The organism is Arenimonas donghaensis DSM 18148 = HO3-R19, assembly GCF_000743535.1.
Lineage (GTDB): Bacteria > Pseudomonadota > Gammaproteobacteria > Xanthomonadales > Xanthomonadaceae > Arenimonas > Arenimonas donghaensis.
This window is the reverse complement of the sequence record NZ_AVCJ01000001.1, coordinates 332,085-356,537: the sequence shown is the minus strand read 5'-3', so window position 1 is coordinate 356,537 and position 24,453 is coordinate 332,085. Positions and strand designations below refer to the sequence as shown.

The window sequence follows — 24,453 nt, the reverse complement described above, 5'->3', positions numbered from 1 at the left end:
TCACCGCCCGATGGACACGATTGGCTCCGCTTTCCCGACAACGCCTGGCGTCTGGCGTTTCTTCCGCTGGCGTCCGTCAATCAGCCTCGAGACCTTCGCCCTGGTGGCGGCCGCGCTGTTCACGCTGTTCTACAACAATGCCTTCTGGCGCTTCCTCGCGGCCCGGGTCGACTTGCACCAGGGCAGGGGATGGGCCGTTGCGGCGGCGTTCGCGATCGTCGTTTGGGGCCTGCATGCCTTGCTCCTGCTGGTGCTGCTGGCGCGGTGGAACGCCAAGCTCATCGTCGGGCTGATGATCGTGGTCAGCGCGATCGCCGTTTACTACATGGGCGAGTACGCGGTGTTCCTGGACGTGGACATGCTGCGCAACGTCCTGCACAGCGAGCCCAAGGAAGCCGCCGAATTGGTCACGCCGGGCCTGGCGTGGACGCTGGCGCTGTACGCGGCCGTGCCCCTGGCCCTGCTAGCCCGCGTGCGATGGGTGGAACGACCGTGGCTGGTGGCGCTGGGCCGACGTGCGGTCGTCATGACCGTGGTGTCGTGCCTGCTGCTGGGCGCGTCGCTGGCGACCTTCCAGGACATGGCGTCGCTGATGCGCAACCACAAGCCGATGCGCTACCTGGTCACGCCCGGCAACTGGATCGCGTCGCTGGCGCGCGTCGCCGGCGATGCGGTTTCCAGCGCGAACAAGCCACACATCCCGGTAGGCACGGATGCGGTCCTGGCGACCCCGGCAGGTGGCCGGCCCCGGCTCCTGGTGATCGTGGTCGGGGAAACCGTGCGCGCCCGCAACTGGGGCCTGTCGGGTTACGCCAGGAATACGACGCCGATGCTGGCCCGGCGTGATGTCGTGAATTTCACCGACGTCACCGCCTGCGGCACCAGCACGGAGGTTTCGTTGCCGTGCATGTTCGCCCAGCGTGGACGGCGGGATTACGACAAGGGCGCCATCGCGCGTTCCGACTCCCTGCTGCAGGTGCTGGACCACGCCGGCGTGGCGGTGGCCTGGCGGGACAACCAGACCGGCTGCAAGGGCGTCTGCAACGGCCTGCCGTTCGAGTCCTTCCTGCATGCCGACATCGCCGGCCTGTGCGACGGCGAACGCTGCCTGGACGAAGTGCTCCTGCACGACCTGCAGGCCCGGTTGGCCGAGGCCGAAGCTGCCCAGGTCATCGTGCTGCACCAGCTGGGCAACCATGGGCCCAGCTACTACCGCCGCTACCCGCCGGCCTTCGAACGTTTCACGCCGGCCTGCCACGACGCCCAGTTGGGTGACTGCACGTCCCAGGAGGTGGTGAACGCCTACGACAACGCCATTCTCTACACCGACTACTTCCTGGCGACGACCATCGATTTCCTGGAGGCCCAGGAGGGTCGGGACACGGCGCTGATCTATGTCTCCGACCACGGCGAGTCGCTGGGCGAGGCGAACCTGTACCTGCATGGCGTGCCTTACCCGATTGCCCCCGACGTGCAGACCAAGGTGCCGATGCTGGTCTGGCTGTCGCCGGGCCTGCGCGAGGCCGAGGGTCTGTCGCAGGCCTGCTTGCTCGGCCGCCGGAACCAGCCGCTGAGCCACGACAACCTGTTCAGTTCCGTGCTGGGGCTGATGGACGTCAGTACGCAGGATTACGAGCCTGGCCTGGACCTGTTCCGGCCCTGCCGGCCGACGTGACGGACGGGCAGGGCGGGGCAGCCGGACGGGGTGTTACCAGACCAGGTGGTCGGGCACCTTGAACTGGGCGTAGTAGGCGTCGTCTTCCGAGCTCGTTTCGGCGGTGTCGTGGTCTGATGCCTGGCCGTTGTCGAGCACGATCAGGCTGTCGTCGCGTTCGCGCACCTTGTCGCCGGCGGCGCGTGGCAGCAGTTCGTAGCGATCACCCAGCTGGGCGATCACCAGGGCGCCGGTCGACAGCTTCCTGCGCAATTCGTCGTTGACCAGCAGCGACCGGATGGCGCCGTCGGCGGTGAAGCGATACTCGCTGTCGCCGGTACGCGGCACCTTCTTGTCCTGGATGATCTGGCGGGCCTGGGCGCGCAGTTCGGTGACCCGGGCTTCGGCCTTGCGCGCGGCCTCCAGGGCCCGGTCGCTTTCGGCTTTTTCCGCGCGCTGGCGCTCGGTCTCGCGTTTGATTTCGTCGCTTTCGGACGGCCCCTTGGAATGCCGGGACTTGCCTTGGGCACGCGCCACTTCGGCGACCTTGGACTTCTTGGCCAGGCCGGCCTTCAGCAGCTGCTCCTGGAGTGGGCTTAGCTTCGCCATGTCGCGCCTCTATTCGAAGCAGTAATTATGCTTGAACAGGGGGCTGTCGAGGTTCACCCGCGGGATGATGGTGAACTCGGTCCGCACTGACAGTGTTTCCGGCCACGCCGGCGGGGCATCTCCGTAACCCCGCGCCGGCAGCCGCCCCAGAACGCTGGCCTTGCCCTGCACGAGGTGGGGACCGAAGGCCGTCAGCTCCACGGTGCCGCCTTCCATCCCATAGGCGGCCGTGTCCCGGCCCGTGCCGAAGCTGAAGTAGCCAATGAAGTTGCCCGGTGTTTTTTCCGGGGCCTGCCCGCGGGTCACGCTGAAGCTGCCGGGCCGGATGGGGCCGGCATGGTCGACTTGCAGCGCGAACCTGGCCTCGCCATCGGTCTGTGTCATAAGCAGCCGCAGCATGCACGGCCGGTCGATGCCGGCCTTCAGGGTGCTTTCGACATCGGTGGCCAGGATATCGCGGCTGGGAAAACGGTCGAATCGCAGGTTTACCGGTCCCCCGATCGTGCCGCTGAGGCCGCTTCCGGCGCCGGTCATGTGCGCCGAGCTGGTGAGCAGGTCGAAATAGACCTCCTGTTCCTGGCTGGTGGTGGGCAGTCCGGCGATGTTGCTGACGATGAAGGTTTGCGGCTTGCCGGCCTCGACGCCAAATCCCCAGGTCGCCGTGTAGCCATCGCCATCGGCAGCCGGCGCGACGTTCGCAGGCTGGGACGCCTTGCTGCCGGCGTGCCCGATCGACAGGGCTTCAAGAGCGGCGACGGTGGGGGCCTGTGCCCGCACCAGCAGATCCACCTGATTGTTGTTTCGCCGCGACCGGACCCGGCGGAGCAGGGCGGAACCACCTTGCGCGGACGCCGACGCCGTCACGGAAGGCTCGATATACGCATTGAAGCAGCGTGCCGCGTTCTTCTGCAAACGCGAGCGCACCACACCCACGGGCGAGCGTTCGGTGAGGTTGCCGGTGGGGCAGCTGCCAAAGAGCCGTTCAAGCCACTTCTCCCGCGCTGCCTCCGGGGTGCCGCTGGGTGCCCGGGTCAGGCGACCAGGGACATAGCCAGCGACGCTCACGACGAAGTTCGCATAGTGGAGCGCCAGTCCCTCGCCGGTCGACGATCGCAGGCCCTCGTCCAGCCAGAGCAGGTCGGCGTTTTCACCGGCGGTCTCGAAGGGCACGGCGAACAGCGCGGCAAGATAGCCATAGCCGGACGGGAGCGCCTCGGCCAGGTAGCGCCAGAACGAGGCCGTGCGGTAGGTCTCGTCGTGGACCTGCGTGGGCAAGGAAAGGAAATACTCCCGGCCACCCAGGCGATAGTCGTCCTGGGTTCCCGCGTGCACGTCCGCTCCGCGGAGCTTGCGCGCGGTATCCATGCCCAGGGCCTGCGCCTGGCCCTCGATGATCCAGTCGCCGTGCGTGGCACCCGGGTTGCCGCGGTAGCTGCGCTGGACCGCGTGGAACAGTTCGTGCGCGATGTCCTCGAGCAGTTGCTCGGAAAGTTCACTGCCCGAGAGCGCCCGCGAGGCGTCGATTTCGATGTAAAGGTTGTCCGTCGCGTAGCGGGCGCGTGTTTGTTGCGAACCATCCCGGCGTTGGTCGGGGTAGTCATTGAGGTGGACCGCATAGGCCTTCCCGCCCTGGCCGTCATCGAAGACCGGCAGGCTGGGCGCCGCCAGCCCCAGCGCCTGGTACTCGCGCCCGACGTCGTTGAAATACGTTTCCATCAACGCGACCAGGAAGGCTTCGTCGCCGCTGAAATCAATCGTGGGATTCATGTCCAACGGCAGGCCCGACCGCGGGTCGGCGTCGACGACCCGGAAGGTCTGGATGTCCCAGCCGGCGGCCTGCGCCATCGGCGCGAAAGCCACGGCGACCGCGGCAAGCACGCTCCGCCAGGCGGTGACTGGGGGATTGCGCTGTGGCATGGCAGGACCCTCGGATTGCCGGCATTTGCCCCTATTCAACGGCTCAACCCGCCGGAGGCGGCCGCCATGCCCGCCAGCACCCCTTCGACGATCCGGTCGCAACGCTCGCCGTCGAAGCCAAACGCATCGGACAGCGCGGCATCCGTGCGCTGCGCCAGGCCCTCGCGCAGCAGGCTGCGGGCGCGGAAAAAGCGGGTGCGCACGGTCGCCTCCGGGATGTCCAGGGCCTGGGCCACTTCCTCGACGCTGAGTTCCTCGACCGCGCGCAGGACGAACACCACCCGGAAGGCATCCGGGAGCCGGTCGATCTGCTGTTCGACGATCCGGCGCAACTGGCTGCCCGCCGCCAATGGCTCGGGCCCGCGCTCGCTGGCCTCGACCAGGGACGCCATGACCTCGGTGTCGTGTGTGGCCATGGCAGCCTCCAGCGGAATGATTTCGGCGGCGTTGCGGCGCAGCCGGCCCAATGCCTCGTTGGCGGTGATGCGCACCAGCCAGGTGGACAGCCGGCTTTCTGCACGGAACGTGTCCAAAGCCCGGAAGGCGCGCAGGTAGGCCTCCTGCAGCACGTCTTCGGCCTCGCTGTCGTCCTTGACGATGGCGCGGGCGGTACGGAACAGCTGCCGGTTGTGCCGGCGCATGATCACTTCGAAGGCGGTGGCATCGCCTGCGGCCGCCCGGGCGGCCAGCGCGGCGTCGGCGAGCGCCTCGACGGGGACGGCGTGGAGTAGGCCGCTGGCCTTGGACATGATTGGACCTCGCACGGGATTCAGGCGTGGACGTAGCGGAGAATACATGGCTGGGAGGAGCCAGCTTCACCGGCGGTCTGGCTCATGGGTGCGGAGCGGAATCCGGTTTTGGCTGCAGGTCGCGGCCGACGCCGTGCCCGTAGGCGAGCCGGCCGCCGAGCCAGCCGCCGGCGGCAAGCGCGATGAAGCCGGCAGCGTCCAGAACCAGCGCCAGGCCATCCGGCGGCAGCGGCTGCAGGGCTTCCTGCCGCAGCAACAGCCTGGCGGTGAACAGGGCGAACGCCACCAGCATGGCAGTCATGTGCAGGTAGGCATCACGCAAGGCGGCACCCTCGGGCACGCGGGCCAGTTCGATCAGTCCGGTGGTCATGGCCACTACCGCCATCCCGCAACCGACGGTCAGCAGGCCGGCGGACCATTGCCACGCGGCTTCCCCGAACCAGAGGCTGGCGAAGTCGCTGCCGGTTGCCAGCGACCAGCAGGCCACGGGGAAGTGAACGACGGCCGGATGCAGGGGATGACGCATTTCAGACCACCTGCGCCAACAAGAGCAGGAAGCCGGCCACGGCCACGCCGGCATGAATCAGAACGACGGGCTTGGGCGGCAGCTTCTTGCGCTGGTGGTAGGCGGCCAGGAAAAAGCCACCGAGCGCCGCCAGCACCAGCAGCCCGAAGCCGATCAGGACTGGCTTGGCAACGGGGCCCTGTAGCAGCAGCATGATCAACAGGACCAGGCCAGTGGCGCCCAGCGCGGCATGCAGCAGCGACAGCGCCCAGGGCGCGAACTTGCCGCGCAACACGTGCGCGGCCAGGACCAGGCCGCCCAAGGCGGCAACGGCGAAAGCGAACAGGGCATAGGTGAGCATGGCGGCGACTCCTGGCAGGCGGAAGGCGCAGGCCCGGTGTCACGGACCCACGGGCCGCGGCGGAAGTCCGCGTCCTGCCCATTGGATGTCGCGAGTTGCCGCTGCGTTCCCGCGGGCCCCAGGAATTGACTGGGAGCCGCATCCCGGCGGATCGCCGGTCTCGACGCGACTGCGCAGGAAGGTTCGTGGGCCGCTGCCGGTTTCACAGACACCGACGTTTCGCCGGGGCGCCTCGTCGCCCGCGAGTGAACGGTGGGACAACGCCGGTTCGAGGGCCTGATTGACCTTGACACGATGTCACCGTGCAACCTCCCCCGGTTCCAACCCCCACCGTAAAACCTGAGGAATCCCATGAGACTTGCACGTGTGTGTGCGGTACTTGCGCTGGCCACCGTCCCGGGGCTGGTCCAGGCGGACGACTTCTACCTGCGCGGCGGTGCCGGCCACGTCGACGCTTCCGGCCTGGAGGGCGACGAGAACCTGGCCTGGACCCTGGGCGTTGGTTGGCGCTTCAGCGACCATTTTTCAGCCGAGCTCGGCTACAACGGTCTCGGCAGCTATTTCGGCACGACGCCCGGCGCGGGCGGCCCGCTCGACCCCGAGATCAGCTCCTTCGAGCTCGGCCTCGCCGGCAAGTTCCCGCTGGGCCGGTCGGGCCTGTTTGCCCAGGCGCGCCTGGGCGCGCACCGCTGGGACATCACCCGGTCGAACGTCAGCACGTCCAGCTCGGAAACCGGCGTCGATCCCTATGTTGGCGTCGGCCTGGGCTACGACCTGACGGAGCTCTTCAGCGTCAGCCTGGAAGCCGCGCGATACAAGACCGACGCACATGATCTCGATGTCGTGATGGTCACCTTTGAACTGCGATGAAATGAACCCGCCGGCCCGGCCCTTGCCGGGCCGGTGCCGCGACCCCGACGCCTTGCACTTCGAGGTGCTGAACCTGCGCGGGGCGCAGTGCCTCCAGCGGATCGTGACGGCCTTGCAGGAGCTGGCGCCGGGCCTGGAGGTATATGTCGACCTGGTCGCGGGCCGGGTCAGCGTGGCGAGCACGCTGACGGCGCGCGACGTCGAGACGGCCTTGTCCAGCCTGGGTTATCCGGCCTACCGGGATCCGCCGCTTTCGCGCTGATTGTGCATCGCACCCGAATCACCGCCCATGGACAGGGGTTCGGTGTCGCCTGACGCGTCGTAGTCGCAAAACCGATGCAGCGATGCCTTGGCGGCTTCCAGCCGGGAGACCTGGCCGGCGATGGCGCGCAGCCTGGATTCAACCAGGTGGCGCACCTGCTCCGAGCCGCCTTCGCCCTGGACCCGCAGGCGCAGCAGTTCGGCGATTTCCCGCAGGTTGAAGTCCAGAGCGCGGGCCCAGCTGATGAAACGCAGGCGCTCGATGTCTGCCGGCGTATAGCGGCGATAGCCCGAGGCAGTGCGCGACGGTGCCGGCAGGATGCCGACGTGTTCGTAATGGCGGATCATGCGCGCACTGAGTCCGCTCAGCTTCGAGGCTGCTCCGATGTTCATGGTGAGGGAGTCCTTCAGGGGCCCGGACGGGGATCACCGGGGCCGGCTCATCATTCTGGGCGGCAGGCACGGGGGCAGGGCGTCCCTGGTCTGCGGAGACGTATCCTCGGCGAGTCTTTTCCGTGTGCCGCGAAGGCCAGGTTTCGGCCCGGCCAACCTGTGGCACATGTCGAACAACGGGTGTCGCAGCCAGCCGGCAACCCGGGCAAGGCTAACTGTCCAGCGGGTGTTGCCGAAGGAATACCGGCAGGTCGGTGGTTGGCGGAGTGATGTTGAGGTCGTAGAGCATGGCTGCCACGTGTCCGCGATGGTAGGTCGTGTGGTTTACAACGTGAAGAAGTATGTCGCGACGGGACATGCGCCCGGCGCCGCCGCCAATGAATTCAAATTCGACCGGCTCCACCAGTTCGGTATCCGAGATCGAGTCAGCGTAGTCCACGTACCACGCATCCATCCGGCGTTGATCCTCAGCCAGTTCCCTGATCGTGGGAAAATCCTCCGGATTGCGTGAGCTCAGTCCATGGGGCACTCCAAGCAGGTGGCACTTCCAGACATGGTCCATGGCACGTGAGTGGTTGATCGTGCGAATCAGGCTGCCAAAGACGATCGAACGCGGTGCGGAGAGCACCGCCTCGGGGAGGGGAGAAAGTACGGACAGGATCAGGTCGTCCGCCCAGGCCTTGTAGCGCGTCAGAACCTGTGGGTAGTTCATGTCGGTGCCGATGTCGTTGGATCACGCAAGCCCGTAGGGCAGGTTGGGCGTTGAAACAACGCGAACGCCCACGGTCTCGCCAGCGAGAAAGCGCATCCCGGCCGCGATGACGCCAGGGTCACTGACGATCCGATGATGCCCCAAGCCGTGCTCGGTAAGCAGGCGTGCCTGCGGCCAGTAGCGGGCGTAGCGCTCGCCTTCGGACCATGGGACTTCACGGTCATCCAGGTCGTGCACGACCAGGGCAGGGACTGAAATTCGCGGGGCGACCTGCTGGGCGCTGATGGCGTCGAATTCAATGCCGGCGCGGTTTTCAGCCGATTGCCGCAATGCCGGTAGCGCGGCGTCGCCAAGACCGATCAGCCGCGCGAAGCGACCCGCTGCTTCGCTGGCATCGGCAGGCGGCGCGATCAGCACGGCGCGCCGGGCCGTTATGCCGTTGGCCAGCGCCAGGGCGATGGCGGCGGCACCGAGCGAATGGCCAACGAAGCTGTCGACGGGACCGATCTGCCTGGCGACCTCGGTCAACACACTACCGAAGCCGGGCAGGGTGGCGTGGCGCCCGGTGCTGCGGCCATGGGCGACCTGGTCGAAGCTGGCGACCGCGTAGCCGGCCGCACGCAGTGGCGCCAGCCAAGGCAGTACGCGCAGTCCGAAGCTGGACCAGCCATGCGAAAACAGCACCAGCGGCTGCCGGGTCGGATCACCCCAGCGGTAGAGCACCACCGATTCCCCCGCCACTTGCAGGGTGGACATCTCGGCGCCCTCGAGGGACGCGTCGAGGGCCCGCTGCCGGCTGCTGGCGAATGGTTGCGTAAAAAGCACTTCAGCGCGGCGGCCGGTGCTTTCCGGGGCGATCCAGCCGCCCAGGCCCATGGCCAGTCGCAACAGGGGTGAGGTGCGACGAATAGAACGAACGGACGTGCGGGAAATCTGCGAAGTGATGGCCATGGTGTGCTTCCAGGGAAATCAGCTAGGGATAGTGGCGCTGCAGGAGCGCGTCGAAGGCCCGCTCGGCGCGGGGAATGACCTCATCGGCCCCGAACAGGCGCAGGTCATGGTGACTGCCCAGAACCAGGGCAAAGGTTTCAAAGGCGATCTGGGCGACGTCGCTGTCGGCGCGCAATTCGCCGGCATCCACGGCCATCTGCACGCAACGTTCGATCTCCCCGCGCATCTGCCGCTGGTTGGCCTGGACCCGCTCGCGGACGGGCCCCGGCTTGTCGTCGAACTCGCTGGCGGCGGCCATCAGGATGCAGCCGCCGGCGTCACCCATGCCGCCGAGGAAGGCGAGCCACTGGCGAAAGACAGCCCGGAAGCGGGGCAGGCCACGGCGCTCGCGAAAGGCCGGGCGGAATACCTGATCGGCAAACGCCTCCGAGGCCCGTTCAAGGATGTCCAGCTGCAAGTCTTCGCGTGAGCCGAAATGCGCGAAGACCCCGCTTTTCGACATGCCGGCAGCGGCCGCGAGGTTGCCGATGGTCAGGCCGTCGAGGCCTTCGATGCGGGCAATCGCTGCACCGGCCTCGACGAGGCGGTTGCGGGTGTGGTCGCCTTTGCTGGGGGAGGGGCTCATGTGGCCAATCAAAACACGAACGGTCGTGCTATGCAAGTGCTCCCAGGCCTCGCCTTTTTATCTTGATATCGAGACACTTTATGAAGAGACTGATGAAGACCAGGTCGCCGGCGCAGTAAGGAGGCCGATTCACATGACCAGTACCCCAGCGACCCTGGCCGGGTCCGGGCAAGGATCCCCGGGCGAAGCGGTGCGACTGGCCCGGGAATTCCTGGAGCGCGTTTGGCGGGCCCCGGCCGATCTCGATGCCATCGACCAGCTCATGGCAGAGGACTACGTGATCACTTCGGCAGGGACCGTCGTTCGCGGTCGCGAGAATTTCAAGGCGTGGGTGCGTCGCTTCCATGGCCTGTTGGAAGCTGCGAATAACGAAGTGCTCGAGGTTTTCTCCGACGCGAGCGGTGAACGCGTCGTGTCGCGCTGGATCTGCCGAGGCAGGAACCGCGGGATCTTCGGACTCCCCGATGACCAGCGGAACATCGAATTCACCGGCATCGCGATATGGCGGGTGCGGGACGGCAGGCTGGCCGAATGTTGGGTTGAGCGCAGCGGTCTAGAGGCCTACCGCGCCCACCTAGGAACTATTGCTTCATGAGTCGCGACTTTGCCGAGCACCTGGTTACGCAGTGGAGTGAAGCCCGCCCGGAGCTCGACGCCGCCCCGATGGCGCTGGTCGTTCGCATCATGCGCGTGAACGCACTTTTATCAGAGCGGCTGGCCAAGGTCCTGGCCGCGCACGGACTGTCCGTTTGGGAATTCGACATGCTCGCCACGCTGCGGCGCAACGGCCCCGACGGGCTGTCACCGAAGCAGCTGCAACGCGAGATGCTCCTTTCGTCCGGTGCGATGACCCATCGCATCGACCGCCTGGAGGAGGCCGGTCTGGTCGAGCGGCGGCCCGAGCCAACCGACCGGCGGGGAACAATCGTCCGACTGACGCCGGCCGGAGCTAAACGGGTCGATCCGATCATTCGCGATCGGTTCGAGGACGCGAGACAGGTCCTGGAGCTCCTCGACCCAGCACAGGCGCGTGCCGTCAGTGACGGGCTCCGAAAACTGGCGATTGAGCTCCAGGATGGATCTTGGTGACGCGACACAATGTGGACGAGATCCGGCGGATGTTGCGAAGTGAAGTTCTGGAGTTCCCAGCCTTTACTGGACACTTGACCGGCGGGTCCGGTGGGCCGCTTCGAGCTTATGCCCACCTCCCTGATTGCCGTAAAGTCGGGCTTGGAGATGTCTAGAAGACCAGGGGCGATTCAGGTAGGTGTGGCGCCGAGCCGGCACTAGAGGTCCACGCTCAGTGCAATCGAGCCGTAGGCATGGCGTGATTCCTGCTCATCAAACTCTCGGGTCTTGAAAACGCGCATGACCGCAAATTTCGTTCGCCGCCCGAGGAGTGAGCCGTGCAGCGCGAAGCCAATTGCGGCCTGTCCGACCAAGAGGCGGCGGCTCACCGAGTGACTGTCTTCGAACAGGTTCCCATCCAAGGAGAAGTCATACCCAACTGCCTTGGCCTCCAGCATGACGAAGAAGTGGCCGCCCAGAAAGGTGGCGAGATTTGGACGCTGGGCATGCCCGGCCGCCATGGGCGAGCGGTTCTCGGCGCCCGGACGGATCGGGTAGGTGCCGAAATCGTCTGGCAGGTTCCAGCCGAAGCGACCCTCCCAACTCAGGGTTGCCGACGTCTCAATGTTGCCGAGGCGTAACCCTCGGGTAGTGATCTGGTCCACGGTCCATGCGCCAGCCTGACCAAAATGATTGCTTCGGTACCGCGCCTGGCGGTCCGCAGCGACCTGGAAGGCCGGCTCGTTCCCCAGTTGATGTTCCCAGCCTTGGAAGGTGTCCTCGCCAATGAGGTCGTGTACGAGGTTCTGCGACCGTTCTGCGAGCGAAAGCGGTCCAATCACGCCGAAGGTAACCTCACGCGTGTCGAGGACTTCGCGTCCCGGCGTTGGTAGCGGGCGACGTCGGTTCCACGACGAGCCTACATAAAGCAGTCCCGCATAGGGGCGGTCGTTCTCGATCAGGTCGGTCCGCGCGTAATCTTCAGGGGTGTACATCGACTGTCCGAACTTCACCACGACATTCTCGCGCGTTGTCGTTGGATCGCCTGCCCAAAACTCGGGGTTGAAAGCATCTATGAGCCGGGCCTGGGCTCGCAACAACCCGGGCAAGCAATCTCGGGACATGCCCGGCCTGCGGTCCTTCGAGACCAGGGTGGCCGATACGCCGTTCGTGTAGTTTTGATCTGTCCCGGAAAACAGATCGTTCTCCAGGCGTAACGTTCCGCCCCGAAGCTCAAAGCCGGTGCCCGACTCACACGAACCTGTGGCCTGGGCGGTGGACGCGCTGATGGTAGCTCCAACCAGCGCGACTGCGCCCACCGCCATTCGCACTGATCCCAGGGATAAGCGCAGCCCCAGCGGGCTCGGGGTTCGGCCGCTCATGGCGTCCACTCCGGGAAGCTGGCATCAGGCACGCGCCCACCATAAAAGGCCTCGAGCTGCCGGACGATGTCCTCTGCAGATTCTGCGTATGAAAACAGTTTCAGGTCCCCAGGGGAGACCAGCCCTTCCTCGCACAGAAAGTCGAAGTCGATCAGGCACTTCCAGAATGCCGAGCCGACCAGGATGACGGGCACCCTGGGTACCTTTCCAGTCTGCACGAGGGTCAGTACCTCGAAGAGTTCATCGAGTGTGCCGAAGCCTCCGGGGAACGCTACCAGCGCCTTGGCCCGCAGCAGGAAGTGCATCTTTCGCAGCGAGAAATAGTGGAATCGAAAGGCCAGTTCCGGGGTGATATACGGATTTGGCTGCTGCTCATGTGGCAAGGTGACGTTGAGCCCCACCGAGCGCGCACCGACCTGGTATGCCCCGCGGTTGGCCGCCTCCATGATGCCCGGTCCACCCCCGGTGACCACCACGAACTCTCTGCGGCCTTCATGCTGGAAGCGGCCCGAGACGAGTGAGGCAAATCGCTGCGCCTCGAGGTAGTAGCGCGAGTACTTCACTGCTCGGCGGGCAGCTATCATCTCCTTGTGCGAGTTCGGACGCCCTGGTTCTTCCCGATCCCGGGCATGAACCGCGTCAAGCTGGGCAGCGGCGACCTCGAGCGACAAGATCCGGGCGCCTCCGAAGACCACGATCGTCGATTGGATGCCGGCTGCCCGCAAGGCGCGCTCCGGCTTGAGGAACTCGAGCTGCAGGCGGAGGGGGCGCAAGTCATCCGACGACAACAGCTCCGCGTCCTCGTGGGCCAGGCGATAGGCGCTGGCGCTGGCAATCTGCTCGGCCGTCCCCTCTGTCGGGAGTAGGGCTTCGTCGTTTGCGGCGCTCATGCGATGGCCTCCGGCAGTTCATAGACATCACCCACGCGGGGAACGGATACCGTCCAGCCGGGCCGGTTGGCCAGCGCGTTGGCTAGCGCCTGAGCCGACGTGTCTTCGCCGTGGATGACGAACACCTGTCGGGGTGGCTTGCGGAAGCCCTCTGCCCAGCCGAGCAAGGCTTCGCGGTCCGCGTGGGCGGACAGTCCACCCACGGTGTGGATTTTGGCGCGCACGCGGACATCCTGGCCGAGCAAGCGAACCGTTTGCTGGCCCTCGACGAGGCGGCGCCCAAGCGTGCCGCGAGCCTGGTAACCGGTGATGAGAACCGCACACGAACGCCGGCTGAGGTTATGGAAGAGGTGATGGCGGATTCGCCCGGCGTCGCACATGCCGCTGGCCGAAATGATGATCAGGCCCGAACGGACGTTGTTCAGGGCCATCGACTCCTGGGCGGTCTCCGCAAATCGCAGGCGCGGCAGCCCGGTGCCGGCCTCCTTCCACTGCACGAGCTCCCGGGCAGCTTCATCGAAGAGCGCCGCGTGCTTCTGCGTGATGCGGGTTGCCTGCGTTGCCATGGGCGAGTCCACGACGATGTTTTGGGGGGCGATGCGTCCCTCGCGGGTCAATCGGTGCAGGTGGTAGATGACTTCCTGGGTGCGACCCACGGCGAATGCCGGGATGATGACGTTGCCGCCGGCAAGGGTCTGTTCGACGATGCCGGCAAGCTCACCGCGCGTGGCCTCCTGGTCTTTGTGAGACCGGTCGCCGTAGGTCGATTCGATGAACAGGAGGTCGGCGTCCTCGATCGGCGTCGGATCACGCAGGATCGGACGCCCCGGCTGGCCAAGGTCGCCGCTGAAGACGATCTTGGTGGTGCGCCCGCCCTCTGAGACCCAGACTTCGATGATGGCCGAGCCGAGGATGTGGCCAGCGTCGCGGAAAATGCACATCACCTGCGGATGCGGTTCCACGCGCTGGTCGTAGGGCGTGGGTCGCACCTGCCGGAGCGCCTGTTCGGCATCCGCCATCCCGTAGATGACAGCTTCTTCCGATCGAGACGGCTTGCGCTGCTTGGCACGCCGGCGGGCTGCGCGCTCGGCATCGAACTCCTGTATGTGGGCGCTGTCGCGCAGCATCACCTCCAACAGGTCGCGCGTGGCCGATACCGTATGGACCGGCCCCTGGAATCCGTGACGCGTGAGCTTGGGCAGCAGGCCGCTGTGGTCGATGTGGGCATGGGTGAGCAGGACGAAATCGATGGAGGCGGGATCGAAGGGGAAGGGGGCGTGGTTTCGCGCCGCTGCCTCGCGCCCGCCCTGAACCATGCCGCAATCGACCAGGAAGCGAACCTGCCCGGTTTCGATGAGGTAGCAGGAGCCCGTGACTTCGCGGGCGGCGCCGACAAAATGAATCTTCACGTGGGGGACCTTCTTCGGCGAGCGCTGCCTGGGATCACGGGAGATCGCAGCGTCTGGTGGGGTGGCTCGCCTCCGCCCGCGGCTAGGCCGGGAGGGGAGGGGCCTGCGTGCGCGCCGGTGGTGGGCCGCGGCGGCGGGGGCGTCCCGTCGAGCAAAGTAAGTGGGCACTACCTTATTTCGTAAGTGCACCGATGGCAAGTTGAGCAGTAGGTCCGATGGTCCGGTGCCTGGATCTGTCGCCGAACTGCGGGACCCATCTCCCTGTTTAGATGCCTATAAATAAAGGGTTAAGGGGGTCGAGGACTCAGTGCAGCAGACGAGATGCCTGAACCGAAGCCGACTGTCATGACTGGGATGTGTGAGGGGGCTTGACGGCTGCCATCTGAATAAAGATAGTAAGCACTCACTCGCACATATCACGGAGCGACCTGTGAGCACGCATCCCAAGCATCTGCCCGCCGACGAGCGCCGCGCTGTCACGGTTGAAGCCGTCGTGGCGCTGGCGGGCGAGAGCAACCCTGCCGAAATCACCACCTCAGCCATCGCCAAGCACATGAAGCTGACCCAGGGTGCCCTGTTCCGCCATTTCCCAACCAAGGACGCCATTTGGCAGGCCGTCATGGAGTGGGTGACAACCCGGCTCCTGCATCGAATCGAGCGCGCCGCAGCTGGCGTCGAGTCGCCACTGGCGGCCATGGAGGCCATGTTCCTGAGCCACATTGAGTTCGTGTCCGAGCACCCCGGCATTCCCCGGATGATGTTCAGCGAGCTACAGCGCAAGGAGTCCAGCCCGGCCAAGGAAATGGCGCGGACCTTGATGGCGCGCTATGCCGATCGCCTGCGGGTGCAGGTCCAGCACGGCATCGCCCTGGGCGAGATCGCCCCGGAAACGGACCCGGACACGGCGTCGATCCTGTTCATCGGCCTGATCCAGGGGATCGTCATGCAATCGATGCTGGCAGGTGACCCGAAGGTGCTCAAAGCCGAGGCGCCCAAGGTCTTTGCGATATACCGCCGCGGCCTGGAGGCAAAGCGATGAAACTCACCGCTGTGTCCCGACGCACCTTGGGCCTGATCGCGGTGGCGATTCCCATCGTCGTCCTGTTCATTTACGTCGTGGTCCGATCCGGCCCCATGGCTCCAGTTTCGGTGACGACGGCCTCGGTGACCATGCGCGAGCTCAAACCGCAGATCGCCGGCGTCGGTACGGTCGACGCACGGTACACCCACCGCGTGGGCCCAATCACCCCCGGCCGCTTGCTGCTGGTCGATGTGCAACCGGGCGATACGGTGGAAGCTGGGCAGGTGCTGGCTGAGCTGGACCCGGTGGATCTTGAGCAGCGCCTGGACGCGCTGCGCGCTGCCGCCGAGAGGGCCGAGGCGACCCTCTCCGAGCTCGAGGCGCGGCATGCGTTCGCGGCGTCGCAGGCCGAACGCTACGAAAAGCTCTTCACCGCGCAGGTGGTCAGCGAGGAGCAGATCATCACCAAGCGGCAGGAGCTGCGGATTGCAGAGTCGGCGCTAAACGCCGGGCACAAGGAGATCGCCCGCACCCGCGCCGACGTCCGGGCGGCCGAGAGCCAGCGCGACAGCCTGGTCCTGCGAGCCCCGGTCAATGGCATCGTCGCCGCCCGCACGGCCGACCCCGGAACGACGGTCGTCGCCGGCCAGCCGGTGATCGAGGTTATCGAGCCGGGCGAGGTCTGGCTCAATGCGCGCTTCGACCAGGTCAGCGCCCACGGGCTGGCTGCAGGCCTGCCGGCCGTCATCGAGTTGCGCTCCCGCGAGGGCGAGTTGTTCAACGGCGAGGTGGTCCGCGTGGAGCCCAAGGCTGACCCGGTCACCGAGGAAACCGTCGCGAAGCTCGCCTTCGCAGAAAAGGTCGAGCCGCTGCCGCCGCTGGGCGAGATCGTCCACCTGACCGTGCACCTGCCGGTGCGAAAGGCCGCCTTGGCCATCCCCTCGGCCGCGCTGCGTCGGGTCGATCACGCGATTGGCGTCTGGAAGGTGGTCGACGGCGATATCGAGTTCACCCCCGTACGCACTGGTCCGACGGACCTGCATGGCTACGTTCAGGTCCACGACGGGCTGCAGGTGGGTGATGTTGTCGTTCTTTACAGCGAAACCACTCTGGCGGCCCGCACCCGGATCCGCGAGGTCGAGGCGCTGCCGGGAGCCGCTCCGTGATCAGCCTGGCCGGCCGCGACATCCTGCATTCGTGGGGAAAGTTCGTCTTCACCGGCATCGGCCTTGGCTTGCTGATCGGCGTCACCTTGGTCATGGCCGGCGTTTACCGGGGCATGGTGGATGACGGAAAGGCGCTCCTGGACAACAGCGGCGCCGACCTGTGGGTGGTCCAGCAGGGCACACTCGGTCCTTATGCGGAATCGTCGAGCGTTAACGACGACATGTACCGGGCCCTGTCGGCCATGCCAGGCGTAGAGGAAGCCTCCAACGTCACCTACCTGACAATGCAGGTACGCAAGGGCGAGTCCGATGTACGCGCCATGGTGGTCGGTATTGCCCCCGGGGGGAACGGCACGAGCGCCGGCTGGCCTCCGTACCTGATCGCCGGTCGCCAGATCACAAGGAGCCATTACGAGGCCGTGGCCGACGTGGCCACCGGATTCGCCCTAGGTGACCGCCTCACCATCCGGCGTAACCAATACACCGTTGTCGGCCTGACCCGGCGCATGGTGTCCTCAAGTGGCGACCCGATGGTGTTCATCCCGCTCAAGGATGCCCAGGAGTCGCAATTCCTGCGCGACAACGACGCCATCCACCAGAGCCGTAGGCGTACCGCCGAGAACCCTGCCTTCAACCGTCCCGGCGTGCCTGATCTGCTCGAGTCGGTGAACGCCTCGCAGGCAACCAACAACTTCGTCAACGCCGTCCTGGTGCGGCTTGACCCGGGTGTCGACCCGGACCAGGTGGCAGGCGATATCGAGAAATGGAAGCGATTGACAGCCTATACCCGTCTCGACATGGAGAAGATCCTGATTGGCAAGCTCATTGCCACCTCAGCTAAGCAGATCGGCATGTTTCTCGTGATCCTGGCCATCGTCAGTGCCGCGATCGTGGCGTTCATCATTTACACGCTGACGATGGACAAGATCCGCGAGATTGCCGTGCTCAAACTGATCGGAACGAAGAACAGCACCATTGCCTGGATGATCATGCAGCAGTCGCTGGTGCTGGGCGTGATTGGCTTCGTGGTCGGCAAGATCACCGCCACGTTCGCTGCGCCGCTGTTTCCGAAGTACGTGCTGCTCTTGCCGGTGGACGCTGCGATGGGATTCGGTTCGGTTCTGGTCATCTGCGCCCTGGCGAGCCTGATCGCCATCCGGATGGCCCTCAAGGTGGACCCTGCGGAGGCGATCGGTGGCTGACACGCGTGGACTAGGAATCAAGATCGAGGGCCTGCGCAAGCGCTATGGGTCCGGCGATTCGGCCGTGGACGCGCTCAAAGGCGTGGACATGCATGTCGCCCCGGGCGAGGTGGTCGGACTCATCGGTCCATCGGGTTCGGGCAAGAGCACCTTGCTCAAGTGCCTTGGCGCAGTAATCGATCCCACGGCCGGCAAGATGACCCTTGGTGGCGAAGTGATCTACGACAACGGCTGGGTCACCCGCGACCTGCGGGCTTTGCGGCGCGACAAGATCGGCTTCGTGTTCCAGGCGCCTTACCTCATCCCGTTCCTGGACGTGACCGACAACGTGGCACTGCTGCCCATGCTCGCCGGGATGGCCAATGGCGCAGCCCGCGAGCGGGCCCTTGAACTGCTAACGGCCCTGGATGTTCACCACCGGGCGATGGCCATGCCATCCCAGCTTTCGGGAGGTGAGCAGCAGCGCGTGGCCATCGCCCGCGGCCTGGTGAACCGTCCGCCGGTGATCCTGGCCGACGAGCCAACGGCACCGCTCGACAGTGATCGCGCCATGGCGGTGATTCGCATCCTCAATGCCATGGCAAAGAAATTCGAGACCGCGATCATCGTGGTCACTCATGACGAAAAAATCATCCCGACGTTCCGTCGCATCTACCACATCCGCGACGGCGTGACCCATGAAGAAGCGGGAGAGGGCAGGCCGGTCGACGGCCCCTGAGGCTCATTCCTCCAACCATCAGGAGATCCTGATCCATGACTACTGAGCCTTTTAGCCCGCCAACCCCCTCGGGCACGGGAGCTGCTGCCGTCCTTCTGGCGCTCTCGCTTTTCTTCGCCCCATCCGTGGGTGCTGCGGATCGAAATCCGCTGGAGCTGCAAAAGATCATGCAAGAGCTCGGCGAGCAGATGCAGCTCGTCGCCGGTGCCATCTCCCGAGAGGACTGGGAGGCGGTGGCCGACGTTGCGCCCAAGATCGCCAAGCACCGCGCGCCTTCGTTCACCGAGAAGGCCCGCATCATGGCGTTCCTGGGTGGCCATGCCGCGGAGTTCCGCGCCGCCGACCGGCTTACCCACGATGCAGCGATGAAGATGGGTGGGGCCGCCCAGCGCCGTGATGGCGAGGGCGTGATCCAGGCCTATGCCGAGGTGCAACAGGCCTGTCTTGCCTGCCACCAGGCGCATCGGAAGGAATTCCGGACCCACTTCTATGGAGGCGCGCCCTGATGCGACTCCACAGCCTTTTACACGGGTGCGGAAGACGTGGCGCCGCCGTGGGGCTGGCGGTGCTGGCCAGCTTCTCGCTGGCGGCCTGCACCGCTGGCCCGGATTTTGTGCGCCCGGATCCTCCGGCCTCCGATGCCTACTACGCAGGCTCGCTGGTGGTCGAAACGGCGCGCACCGACAACTTGCATGGACAAGCCCAGCGCCTTCAGCCCGCGGAGTCTGTCGACGGAGCGTGGTGGAACGCGTTTCAGTCTCCCCGTCTGGCCCAGCTGATCGAGCATGCCCTGGCCGACAGCCCCACGATCGATGAAGCCTTTTCCCGTGTGCGAGAGGCGAATGCACTCTACGACGCCAAGCATCGAGGTGCGACCTTGCCTCGGCTGGTCGGACAGCTAACGGGGGAACGCACCAATGGGCTGCCCGGGACGGTTGCAGGCGGTTCCGGTCCCGTCGTGAATCAGGAAAGTGCCAGCCTGCTCGGTAGCTTCCGGCTCGATCTGGCGGGCCGGACTCGCCGGGAGTTGGAGGCGCTTGCCGCCCGCGCGGATGCACGGTACTACGCGGCGCTCGCCGCCCGTCGCGACGTGGCTCATGGCATTGTGGTCACCGCCATCGAGCAGGCACGCCTCGTAGATCAGTTGCGGGCAGAAAATGCGCGGCGCGGCGCCCACGACGAACTGCTCTACCTGACCATGGAAGGGCTTCGTCTTGGGCACGCGACCCAGGCGGACGTTCATGCGGTTCAGCGTGACCTTCGCCTGTCCGAACAGACCGTGGCCACCCTGGAGACGGATATCGAGGTGCTCGGCCAGCGCTTGGCAGTACTGGCAGGTCAGGAGCCGTCGAGCTACCAGGGCGAGCCCTTTACGCTGCAGGACTTCCAGTTGCCCGAAACGATTCCCCTGGTCGTGCCTTCCGCCTTGGTCCGAACCCGACCAGACATCCTTGCGGCCGAGGGGCTGCTCGAAGCGGCGACCGCGGACTACGGCGTTGCCGTGGCCTCCCTGTACCCGGACATCACACTCAGTGCCAGCACCGGCGCCTACCAGTTGGGCGAGGGCGGCCTGTTCAGCGGCACCACCCAAGGGTGGAATCTGTTGGCCCAGCTCACGGCCCCCCTGCTGGATGGAGAGTTGCATGGCATGAAGCGCGTCCGGCTCGCGGCCGTCGACGCGGCAGCCGCCCATTACCGGGGAACGCTGCTATCGGCCTTGGGCGAGGTCGCAGAGAGCCTCAAGCAGGCCGATATCACGGCCATCAATCTGACCCTGGCCAATGACGCTTACAAGGATTCGGTGATCGTAGTTGAAAGCCTCCGGACTAAACAGGCGCATGGCGCCCTCAGTCGTGCCGACTTGCTGCCTGAGTACATCGCCTTTGTTGCGATCGAGACCCGTGTCATCAACGCCATGTCGGACCGCCTCCTGGCAACGGCAGAGATCCTGCGCGTCATGACGGACGGCGAGTTCCTTCCCGACGAAATTGATCACTTGGACGGACGCGAAGATGCCGGCCAGGCCTATGTAGAGCCGGCGTCTGAGGAAAATAGTGCCGGTGGCGGTGGTTTGCGGGTAGGAGCGGCACCATGAGTTTTCTTGATTGGGTATTCCCGGCCAAACCCTTTGAATTCGGTGGCGTCGAAAGCCGTGACCGCATCTTGGCCAACGCCATCTTGGCGCGAGCGGGGCAGGGGAACTTGTTGACCGACACTTCGGCTGCGCGTCCCATCCTAAGGGTGGGACCGCAGGAAATTGTCGGAAGCAAGGTGGCTCGTGCGGCCTTTTCCACCATCCAGGCCCTCTTCCAGAGCAAGGCAGTAGCCGAACGTTTCAAGCCAGTCCAGCTTGTGGGATTCATGACCGACTCACAGGACGTCAACGGTTGTGCGTTCGCCCTACGGCCCGAGGAGCACGTTCATGCCATCAGCGTGACATTCGGGTCCTTTCTCGACTCGCTCTTTACTGCCTACCGCCTTCTGTCAGAGCGGAGTGTCTGGAGCACATTGCCTTTTGAGGGCGTGACCGATGGAGTCATCATTGCCACTGGAAAGACGCTTCCGATGCCCTCGGATAGGCCGCGCCGTGAACTGGCGGCCCGGCTTGCCCAGCGCGCACTGTTTGCCACGTTTCTGCACGAGATGGCACACGTTCTGCGCGGGCATACCCACTACCTGTCGATGATCCATGGGCTGGAGGTGTTCGACGAAAAGGATCCCTCCGGGTTGCCGGCACACGGCGTGAGTGAGCGAATCCTCCTGGAGATCGACGCCGATGACTTCACCGGCCGATTCCTTTCAGATATTTATTTGCGGCCGTGGCCGACACCAGCGGCATTGATGGCGGATCCGGTCGGCAAGAATCTGGTTCAGGAAGTAATGACAGCAGTGGCCATGACGTTCTGTCAGTTCGAGGCGTCCCCTGGGCGGTATCCCCCAGGTTTCCTACGCGCGGAATGGGTGCTCTTCGGGATGTTCTCCCATAAAGGATTCCCGCCCAAGGAATTGGCTCCACTGGTTTTGAGTCATGTTGAGCAGATCCGCCAAGTGCTGGTGGACCTCGGGCTTTGTGCCCGTCTCGATGAGAAGGCGGATTTAGAAGCACGCATGCAGTTCTTCAAGCGTCTGGAGCCGGCTCGAGAGGCCCGAATTCGCGACTGGCTTAGCTATCGTCCCTGGCCTACACCGGAACTGGAGAGTGCGCGAACTCAGTAATCCAAGAATAGACGATTAGTCGATCCTCAAATGCCCTGAGCCGACCCGGCTACTCTAGAGATCTCCTAGAGCTCCATGTCGTGGGGCTGGCTGGAGCAGGGGGCAATCTGGCTGCGCGCCTAATTCCACCCAGCGGCACCTGACGTAACCCATTGAAGGCTGCGGGGTCGGTGTACGGGCCTAGGGGAAATCAGCTGTTGTGCACAACACCTAAAAGTCCTATAAAGGGGGCGAGTCACCCGGGGGGTCTAGCCGTGGGGTGAATGCGCGCCCGAAACCGAATCCAATCCGGCTGACGCTCAAGCAGCGTCGCGCGCTCTCTATTTGTGAGTACTACAGCGCCAGAATGGGCCGCGAAGCGATTGTCCCCGGACAAGCCTATTGGTTCGCGTTCTGGCTGGAGTGGTCTCAGAGCGTCCGCGATTACGTGGAGCTCCCTGCGAATCCAGATGATCCCGAAGTCAAGCTCGCCGATTTTTGGGTGAAGACGGCAGATGACGAGTTCCTACTCGACGTGGAATTTGGCGAGCGGCCGAAGGACATCCGGGCGGCTTCAGATCCCTGGGCGCTAAGACAGGACGGCTTCCAGCCGGCGTCAGACGAAGGCAATGCCCGGATCACTCCGCGCTGGCTTTGGGCGCGACGCTCGCTGCTGCATGAGCTTGAGGGACTGCATCCCTTCGCGGTGGCCGCGCGATTGCAGGGCGGATTGAAGGCTCAGTGCTCCCGCTTGCTATCTGGGTTCTCGAAAGAGAGCGAGAGCTTAGACGCCATCTGTCGCCGGGTGGATGCCTCGCCTTACGTCACTCAGTGCGCCGTTATGCACTTATTACGAACTGGCAAGGTCACGGTGGAGTGGGGGCAGGCCATTTCGATGCAAACTCGCTTTGAGAAGGTGAGCCATGCACCGCAAAGTTGAACAGCTATTCGCTCCGCAATGGCGCGACACCGCCGGCTGGCCCGTGCCGGCCGAGAAGGCTGTCAAGAAGCAGTTCCTGGCAGCTTATGAAAGCCGTAAGCGAGCCATTGAACAATACATGCGCGGTGATTCCCTTAAGGACATTAAGGAGGCCGAAGGGATCAAAGGCAAAGAGTTGTACGAGATGTTGGAAGCATGCGCATCGCTAGACATCGATGGGCAAATTGCCGGCTTCCGCACCTTGGTGCCCTATGCCCGTCGAAAGGGTTACGTGCGCTCAAGTGCGCCGAGCGACAAAGCGCTAGCCGCCGGAAAGGGCGCCAGCGGTCTATTTGTTCAACTAGTTGCCAAGCACAAGCCGCTGCAAAAGCTGCTCAATGAGCAGGCCGAAGAGTACGCGAAATTGGGCCCGGATCGTCGCCTACCAATCGCGAAGCTGCACACTCGTTTTCTTAACGAGTTGGTTAAGGTTAAAGGCGAGGTGGGTTACCCATTCAACTTACAGAACCGAGGCCGCGAAGGTTTCCGTCAAGCGCTGCACGCGCTGATAGGGAAGATTCGCGGGAAGGTGCATGGTTCATTGCGCGGCTCAATTGAACGCGCCTTTCGCCCGCAGATCGACACCCGCTATCGGCGGATCCAGATTGACGCCCATCGATTGGACAGCTTCATCCCGGTGCGGTTCGTTGGACGCAAGGGGCGGTTCAAGACGCGAAGCCTGCGGCCATGGTTGATTGCCGCAGTTGAAGTTGAGAGTGGCGCATCCTTAGGCTTTGCGTTGTCGGTCGGAAAGGAGATCAGTCACCTGGATGTCTTGCGATGCCTGTACGCATGCATGATGCCGTGGAAGAGACGCACGGAATTCCTGGTTCCTAGCTTGGTTGATGCGTACAAGACTGGCGCGGGTATGCCTTCTATGTTCGCAAATTGTGCCTGCCGTTACCCGTCTACCGTCAGCTTGGATAACGCCCTGGCACACCATGCCGATCGTATCCGTGAGGTAGTTCTCAAGAAGTTGAACGCAGTGCTGGTCCTAGGATTTCCGGGTGAGCCGCGCACGCGCACGGAAATTGAACAGCTCTTCAATACGCTCACGCACCGAAACATCCAGCATTTGATAGTCGGCGTGCGACCCGAAATGTCCAACCAGGAACGAGCAGCCGCTATGACAACGGCCGAGAAAGGTGGCATGACCATTGAGCAGATGGAGGAGTACCTCGAGGTCGTGATGTGTAACTACAACGCTCACCCGACCTCTGCGCATTACGGAAAGTCACCACTGCAGTTCCTGCGAGAGGAGTCCGAGTTTGCGCTGAGGCGAATCGACGCCTCCGTATCCGCCAGCTGGCGGAATCTGCTCAAGATCGAACTATCGGTCCCGGTGAGGGCTCGGGACGGACATCCGCCGCACATTCATTATCTGAAGGTCGAATACACCAATGACCTGCTGCGCGCTGCCGACATGTTGGTGGGAAAGGACATTGTTATTACGGTGGACCTGACAGATCTGCGGACGGTCGAGGCCCAAGCCTTCGGTGGCATCCCGCTGGGTACGCTGTTCGCGCGGGGGCCGTGGGCGACCTTCGTTCACGACGAGCGCTTACGCAAGCGCCTTAACCGCGAAATCGAAGACGGCAACTTCCACTGGGAAGAGGGTAAAGACCCGGAGCAGATCGTAAACCAGTTGCTGCGCCGTGCAAAACACTCAGCTGCCGCAGAGCCGGACCGGCCCAAGTCGCCGCCGCCAAAGCGCACCGAGGCCAAACCAAGCAGGGCGCCGCGGCTGATCGCAGATGTTGCGAAGTCTATGGACTTCGACATTGAAGCGATTTTGGGCGCCAAGCTCAAGGGCTGA

General features: G+C 64.6%; 26 protein-coding genes. 14 read left to right on the top strand and 12 right to left on the bottom strand.

All coding sequences use genetic code 11. The annotated features are described in order from the left end of the window. Window positions 1-10: 10 nt before the first annotated feature. Window positions 11-1,675, top strand: coding sequence for a phosphoethanolamine transferase (locus tag N788_RS01715; RefSeq protein WP_034220305.1), 1,665 nt, complete (start codon window positions 11-13; stop codon window positions 1,673-1,675). Window positions 1,676-1,708: 33 nt separating this feature from the next. Here N788_RS01715 and N788_RS01710 read toward each other — a convergent pair whose 3' ends face one another. The 5 genes from N788_RS01710 to N788_RS01690 form a co-directional block, all read right to left on the bottom strand. Beyond that, window positions 1,709-2,263 carry a DUF2058 domain-containing protein gene (locus tag N788_RS01710; protein WP_034220303.1) on the bottom strand — a complete coding sequence of 185 codons (555 nt, stop codon included), beginning with the start codon at window positions 2,261-2,263 and terminating at the stop codon, window positions 1,709-1,711. Between the two features lie 9 nt (window positions 2,264-2,272). After that, entirely contained in the window at window positions 2,273-4,108 is a 1,836-nt protein-coding gene (locus tag N788_RS01705; RefSeq protein ID WP_152560329.1) for a hypothetical protein, read from the bottom strand. Between the two features lie 107 nt (window positions 4,109-4,215). Continuing rightward, window positions 4,216-4,929 carry an RNA polymerase sigma factor gene (locus tag N788_RS01700; protein WP_034220300.1) on the bottom strand — a complete coding sequence of 238 codons (714 nt, stop codon included), beginning with the start codon at window positions 4,927-4,929 and terminating at the stop codon, window positions 4,216-4,218. Window positions 4,930-5,011: 82 nt separating this feature from the next. Next, window positions 5,012-5,455, bottom strand: coding sequence for a DUF2231 domain-containing protein (locus N788_RS01695; protein WP_034220299.1), 444 nt, complete (start codon window positions 5,453-5,455; stop codon window positions 5,012-5,014). Between the two features lies 1 nt (window position 5,456). Continuing rightward, on the bottom strand, window positions 5,457-5,795 hold the full coding sequence (locus N788_RS01690; RefSeq protein WP_034220298.1) for a hypothetical protein: 339 nt from the start codon (window positions 5,793-5,795) through the stop codon (window positions 5,457-5,459). A 351-nt stretch (window positions 5,796-6,146) separates the two neighbouring features. Between N788_RS01690 and N788_RS13700 the strand changes: the two genes are divergently transcribed. Both N788_RS13700 and N788_RS01680 read left to right on the top strand, forming a co-directional pair. Beyond that, window positions 6,147-6,665 (top strand): porin family protein, encoded by a 519-nt coding sequence (locus N788_RS13700; RefSeq protein WP_084695827.1) that lies wholly within the window; start codon window positions 6,147-6,149, stop codon window positions 6,663-6,665. Window position 6,666: 1 nt separating this feature from the next. Further along, window positions 6,667-6,927: a heavy-metal-associated domain-containing protein gene (locus N788_RS01680; protein WP_034220294.1), complete on the top strand. Its 261-nt coding sequence runs from the start codon at window positions 6,667-6,669 to the stop codon at window positions 6,925-6,927. Here the strand turns inward: N788_RS01680 and N788_RS01675 are convergent. The 4 genes from N788_RS01675 to N788_RS01660 form a co-directional block, all read right to left on the bottom strand. Continuing rightward, window positions 6,900-7,319: a MerR family transcriptional regulator gene (locus N788_RS01675; protein WP_084695826.1), complete on the bottom strand. Its 420-nt coding sequence runs from the start codon at window positions 7,317-7,319 to the stop codon at window positions 6,900-6,902. The genes N788_RS01680 and N788_RS01675 overlap by 28 nt on opposite strands. A 211-nt stretch (window positions 7,320-7,530) precedes the next feature. Then, window positions 7,531-8,031, bottom strand: coding sequence for a DinB family protein (locus N788_RS01670; protein WP_034220292.1), 501 nt, complete (start codon window positions 8,029-8,031; stop codon window positions 7,531-7,533). 21 nt (window positions 8,032-8,052) lie between these two features. Then, complete coding sequence (locus N788_RS01665) at window positions 8,053-8,982, bottom strand: alpha/beta hydrolase (RefSeq protein ID WP_034220290.1); 930 nt, start codon at window positions 8,980-8,982, stop codon at window positions 8,053-8,055. A gap of 22 nt (window positions 8,983-9,004) precedes the next feature. After that, window positions 9,005-9,607: a TetR/AcrR family transcriptional regulator gene (locus N788_RS01660; RefSeq protein WP_034220287.1), complete on the bottom strand. Its 603-nt coding sequence runs from the start codon at window positions 9,605-9,607 to the stop codon at window positions 9,005-9,007. On the opposite strand from N788_RS01660, the gene N788_RS14175 reads away from it, so the two are divergent. Together N788_RS14175 and N788_RS01650 are read left to right on the top strand one after the other, a co-directional pair. Further along, window positions 9,606-10,202, top strand: coding sequence for an ester cyclase (locus N788_RS14175; RefSeq protein WP_160171901.1), 597 nt, complete (start codon window positions 9,606-9,608; stop codon window positions 10,200-10,202). The genes N788_RS01660 and N788_RS14175 overlap by 2 nt on opposite strands. Then, window positions 10,199-10,696 carry a MarR family winged helix-turn-helix transcriptional regulator gene (locus N788_RS01650; protein ID WP_034220285.1) on the top strand — a complete coding sequence of 166 codons (498 nt, stop codon included), beginning with the start codon at window positions 10,199-10,201 and terminating at the stop codon, window positions 10,694-10,696. The genes N788_RS14175 and N788_RS01650 overlap by 4 nt, the downstream gene beginning before the upstream one ends. 197 nt (window positions 10,697-10,893) lie before the next feature. Here N788_RS01650 and N788_RS01645 read toward each other — a convergent pair whose 3' ends face one another. From N788_RS01645 to N788_RS01635, 3 genes are read right to left on the bottom strand one after another with little or no spacing between them, the layout of a single operon-like run. Further along, the gene (locus tag N788_RS01645) at window positions 10,894-12,057 is read right to left on the bottom strand and encodes a lipid A deacylase LpxR family protein (protein ID WP_034220668.1); all 1,164 of its coding nucleotides are present in this window, start codon (window positions 12,055-12,057) and stop codon (window positions 10,894-10,896) included. Beyond that, on the bottom strand, window positions 12,054-12,947 hold the full coding sequence (locus tag N788_RS01640) for an LOG family protein (protein ID WP_084695825.1): 894 nt from the start codon (window positions 12,945-12,947) through the stop codon (window positions 12,054-12,056). The genes N788_RS01645 and N788_RS01640 overlap by 4 nt, the downstream gene beginning before the upstream one ends. Next, window positions 12,944-14,356 (bottom strand): MBL fold metallo-hydrolase RNA specificity domain-containing protein, encoded by a 1,413-nt coding sequence (locus tag N788_RS01635; protein ID WP_034220283.1) that lies wholly within the window; start codon window positions 14,354-14,356, stop codon window positions 12,944-12,946. Before N788_RS01635 ends, N788_RS01640 begins: the two co-directional genes overlap by 4 nt. A 430-nt stretch (window positions 14,357-14,786) precedes the next feature. Here N788_RS01635 and N788_RS01630 point away from each other — a divergent pair, with 430 nt between their 5' ends. From N788_RS01630 to N788_RS14525, 9 genes are all read left to right on the top strand, one after another. Continuing rightward, window positions 14,787-15,395: a TetR/AcrR family transcriptional regulator gene (locus N788_RS01630; RefSeq protein ID WP_034220280.1), complete on the top strand. Its 609-nt coding sequence runs from the start codon at window positions 14,787-14,789 to the stop codon at window positions 15,393-15,395. Continuing rightward, window positions 15,392-16,543 carry an efflux RND transporter periplasmic adaptor subunit gene (locus N788_RS01625; RefSeq protein WP_034220278.1) on the top strand — a complete coding sequence of 384 codons (1,152 nt, stop codon included), beginning with the start codon at window positions 15,392-15,394 and terminating at the stop codon, window positions 16,541-16,543. The genes N788_RS01630 and N788_RS01625 overlap by 4 nt, the downstream gene beginning before the upstream one ends. Then, window positions 16,540-17,745, top strand: a complete 1,206-nt coding sequence (locus N788_RS01620; protein ID WP_034220277.1) for an ABC transporter permease — start codon at window positions 16,540-16,542, stop codon at window positions 17,743-17,745. The genes N788_RS01625 and N788_RS01620 overlap by 4 nt, the downstream gene beginning before the upstream one ends. Then, complete coding sequence (locus N788_RS01615; RefSeq protein WP_034220275.1) at window positions 17,738-18,463, top strand: ABC transporter ATP-binding protein; 726 nt, start codon at window positions 17,738-17,740, stop codon at window positions 18,461-18,463. The genes N788_RS01620 and N788_RS01615 overlap by 8 nt, the downstream gene beginning before the upstream one ends. Window positions 18,464-18,498: 35 nt before the next feature. Continuing rightward, window positions 18,499-18,969 (top strand): hypothetical protein, encoded by a 471-nt coding sequence (locus N788_RS01610; RefSeq protein WP_034220274.1) that lies wholly within the window; start codon window positions 18,499-18,501, stop codon window positions 18,967-18,969. Next, a complete protein-coding gene (locus N788_RS01605) occupies window positions 18,969-20,558 on the top strand; it encodes an efflux transporter outer membrane subunit (RefSeq protein ID WP_084695824.1) in 1,590 nt (529 codons plus the stop codon). The genes N788_RS01610 and N788_RS01605 overlap by 1 nt, the downstream gene beginning before the upstream one ends. Continuing rightward, on the top strand, window positions 20,555-21,679 hold the full coding sequence (locus N788_RS01600) for a hypothetical protein (RefSeq protein WP_152560327.1): 1,125 nt from the start codon (window positions 20,555-20,557) through the stop codon (window positions 21,677-21,679). Before N788_RS01605 ends, N788_RS01600 begins: the two co-directional genes overlap by 4 nt. Window positions 21,680-22,025: 346 nt before the next feature. Further along, window positions 22,026-22,598 carry a hypothetical protein gene (locus tag N788_RS01595; protein WP_034220270.1) on the top strand — a complete coding sequence of 191 codons (573 nt, stop codon included), beginning with the start codon at window positions 22,026-22,028 and terminating at the stop codon, window positions 22,596-22,598. Next, the gene (locus tag N788_RS14525) at window positions 22,582-24,453 is read left to right on the top strand and encodes a hypothetical protein (RefSeq protein ID WP_152560326.1); all 1,872 of its coding nucleotides are present in this window, start codon (window positions 22,582-22,584) and stop codon (window positions 24,451-24,453) included. Before N788_RS01595 ends, N788_RS14525 begins: the two co-directional genes overlap by 17 nt.

Excerpts from the sequence above, each read along its gene's own strand:
- N788_RS01715 (WP_034220305.1), top strand. The coding sequence starts at position 11 with ATGGACACGATTGGCTCCGCTTTCCCGACAACGCCTGGCGTCTGGCGT.
- N788_RS01710 (WP_034220303.1), bottom strand. The coding sequence starts at position 2,263 with ATGGCGAAGCTAAGCCCACTCCAGGAGCAGCTGCTGAAGGCCGGCCTG.
- N788_RS01705 (WP_152560329.1), bottom strand. The coding sequence starts at position 4,108 with ATGGCGCAGGCCGCCGGCTGGGACATCCAGACCTTCCGGGTCGTCGAC.
- N788_RS01700 (WP_034220300.1), bottom strand. The coding sequence starts at position 4,929 with ATGTCCAAGGCCAGCGGCCTACTCCACGCCGTCCCCGTCGAGGCGCTC.
- N788_RS01695 (WP_034220299.1), bottom strand. The coding sequence starts at position 5,455 with ATGCGTCATCCCCTGCATCCGGCCGTCGTTCACTTCCCCGTGGCCTGC.
- N788_RS01690 (WP_034220298.1), bottom strand. The coding sequence starts at position 5,795 with ATGCTCACCTATGCCCTGTTCGCTTTCGCCGTTGCCGCCTTGGGCGGC.
- N788_RS13700 (WP_084695827.1), top strand. The coding sequence starts at position 6,147 with ATGAGACTTGCACGTGTGTGTGCGGTACTTGCGCTGGCCACCGTCCCG.
- N788_RS01680 (WP_034220294.1), top strand. The coding sequence starts at position 6,667 with ATGAACCCGCCGGCCCGGCCCTTGCCGGGCCGGTGCCGCGACCCCGAC.
- N788_RS01675 (WP_084695826.1), bottom strand. The coding sequence starts at position 7,319 with ATGAACATCGGAGCAGCCTCGAAGCTGAGCGGACTCAGTGCGCGCATG.
- N788_RS01670 (WP_034220292.1), bottom strand. The coding sequence starts at position 8,031 with ATGAACTACCCACAGGTTCTGACGCGCTACAAGGCCTGGGCGGACGAC.
- N788_RS01665 (WP_034220290.1), bottom strand. The coding sequence starts at position 8,982 with ATGGCCATCACTTCGCAGATTTCCCGCACGTCCGTTCGTTCTATTCGT.
- N788_RS14175 (WP_160171901.1), top strand. The coding sequence starts at position 9,606 with ATGTGGCCAATCAAAACACGAACGGTCGTGCTATGCAAGTGCTCCCAG.
- N788_RS01660 (WP_034220287.1), bottom strand. The coding sequence starts at position 9,607 with ATGAGCCCCTCCCCCAGCAAAGGCGACCACACCCGCAACCGCCTCGTC.
- N788_RS01650 (WP_034220285.1), top strand. The coding sequence starts at position 10,199 with ATGAGTCGCGACTTTGCCGAGCACCTGGTTACGCAGTGGAGTGAAGCC.
- N788_RS01645 (WP_034220668.1), bottom strand. The coding sequence starts at position 12,057 with ATGAGCGGCCGAACCCCGAGCCCGCTGGGGCTGCGCTTATCCCTGGGA.
- N788_RS01640 (WP_084695825.1), bottom strand. The coding sequence starts at position 12,947 with ATGAGCGCCGCAAACGACGAAGCCCTACTCCCGACAGAGGGGACGGCC.
- N788_RS01625 (WP_034220278.1), top strand. The coding sequence starts at position 15,392 with ATGAAACTCACCGCTGTGTCCCGACGCACCTTGGGCCTGATCGCGGTG.
- N788_RS01610 (WP_034220274.1), top strand. The coding sequence starts at position 18,499 with ATGACTACTGAGCCTTTTAGCCCGCCAACCCCCTCGGGCACGGGAGCT.
- N788_RS01605 (WP_084695824.1), top strand. The coding sequence starts at position 18,969 with ATGCGACTCCACAGCCTTTTACACGGGTGCGGAAGACGTGGCGCCGCC.
- N788_RS01600 (WP_152560327.1), top strand. The coding sequence starts at position 20,555 with ATGAGTTTTCTTGATTGGGTATTCCCGGCCAAACCCTTTGAATTCGGT.
- N788_RS01595 (WP_034220270.1), top strand. The coding sequence starts at position 22,026 with ATGGGCCGCGAAGCGATTGTCCCCGGACAAGCCTATTGGTTCGCGTTC.
- N788_RS14525 (WP_152560326.1), top strand. The coding sequence starts at position 22,582 with ATGCACCGCAAAGTTGAACAGCTATTCGCTCCGCAATGGCGCGACACC.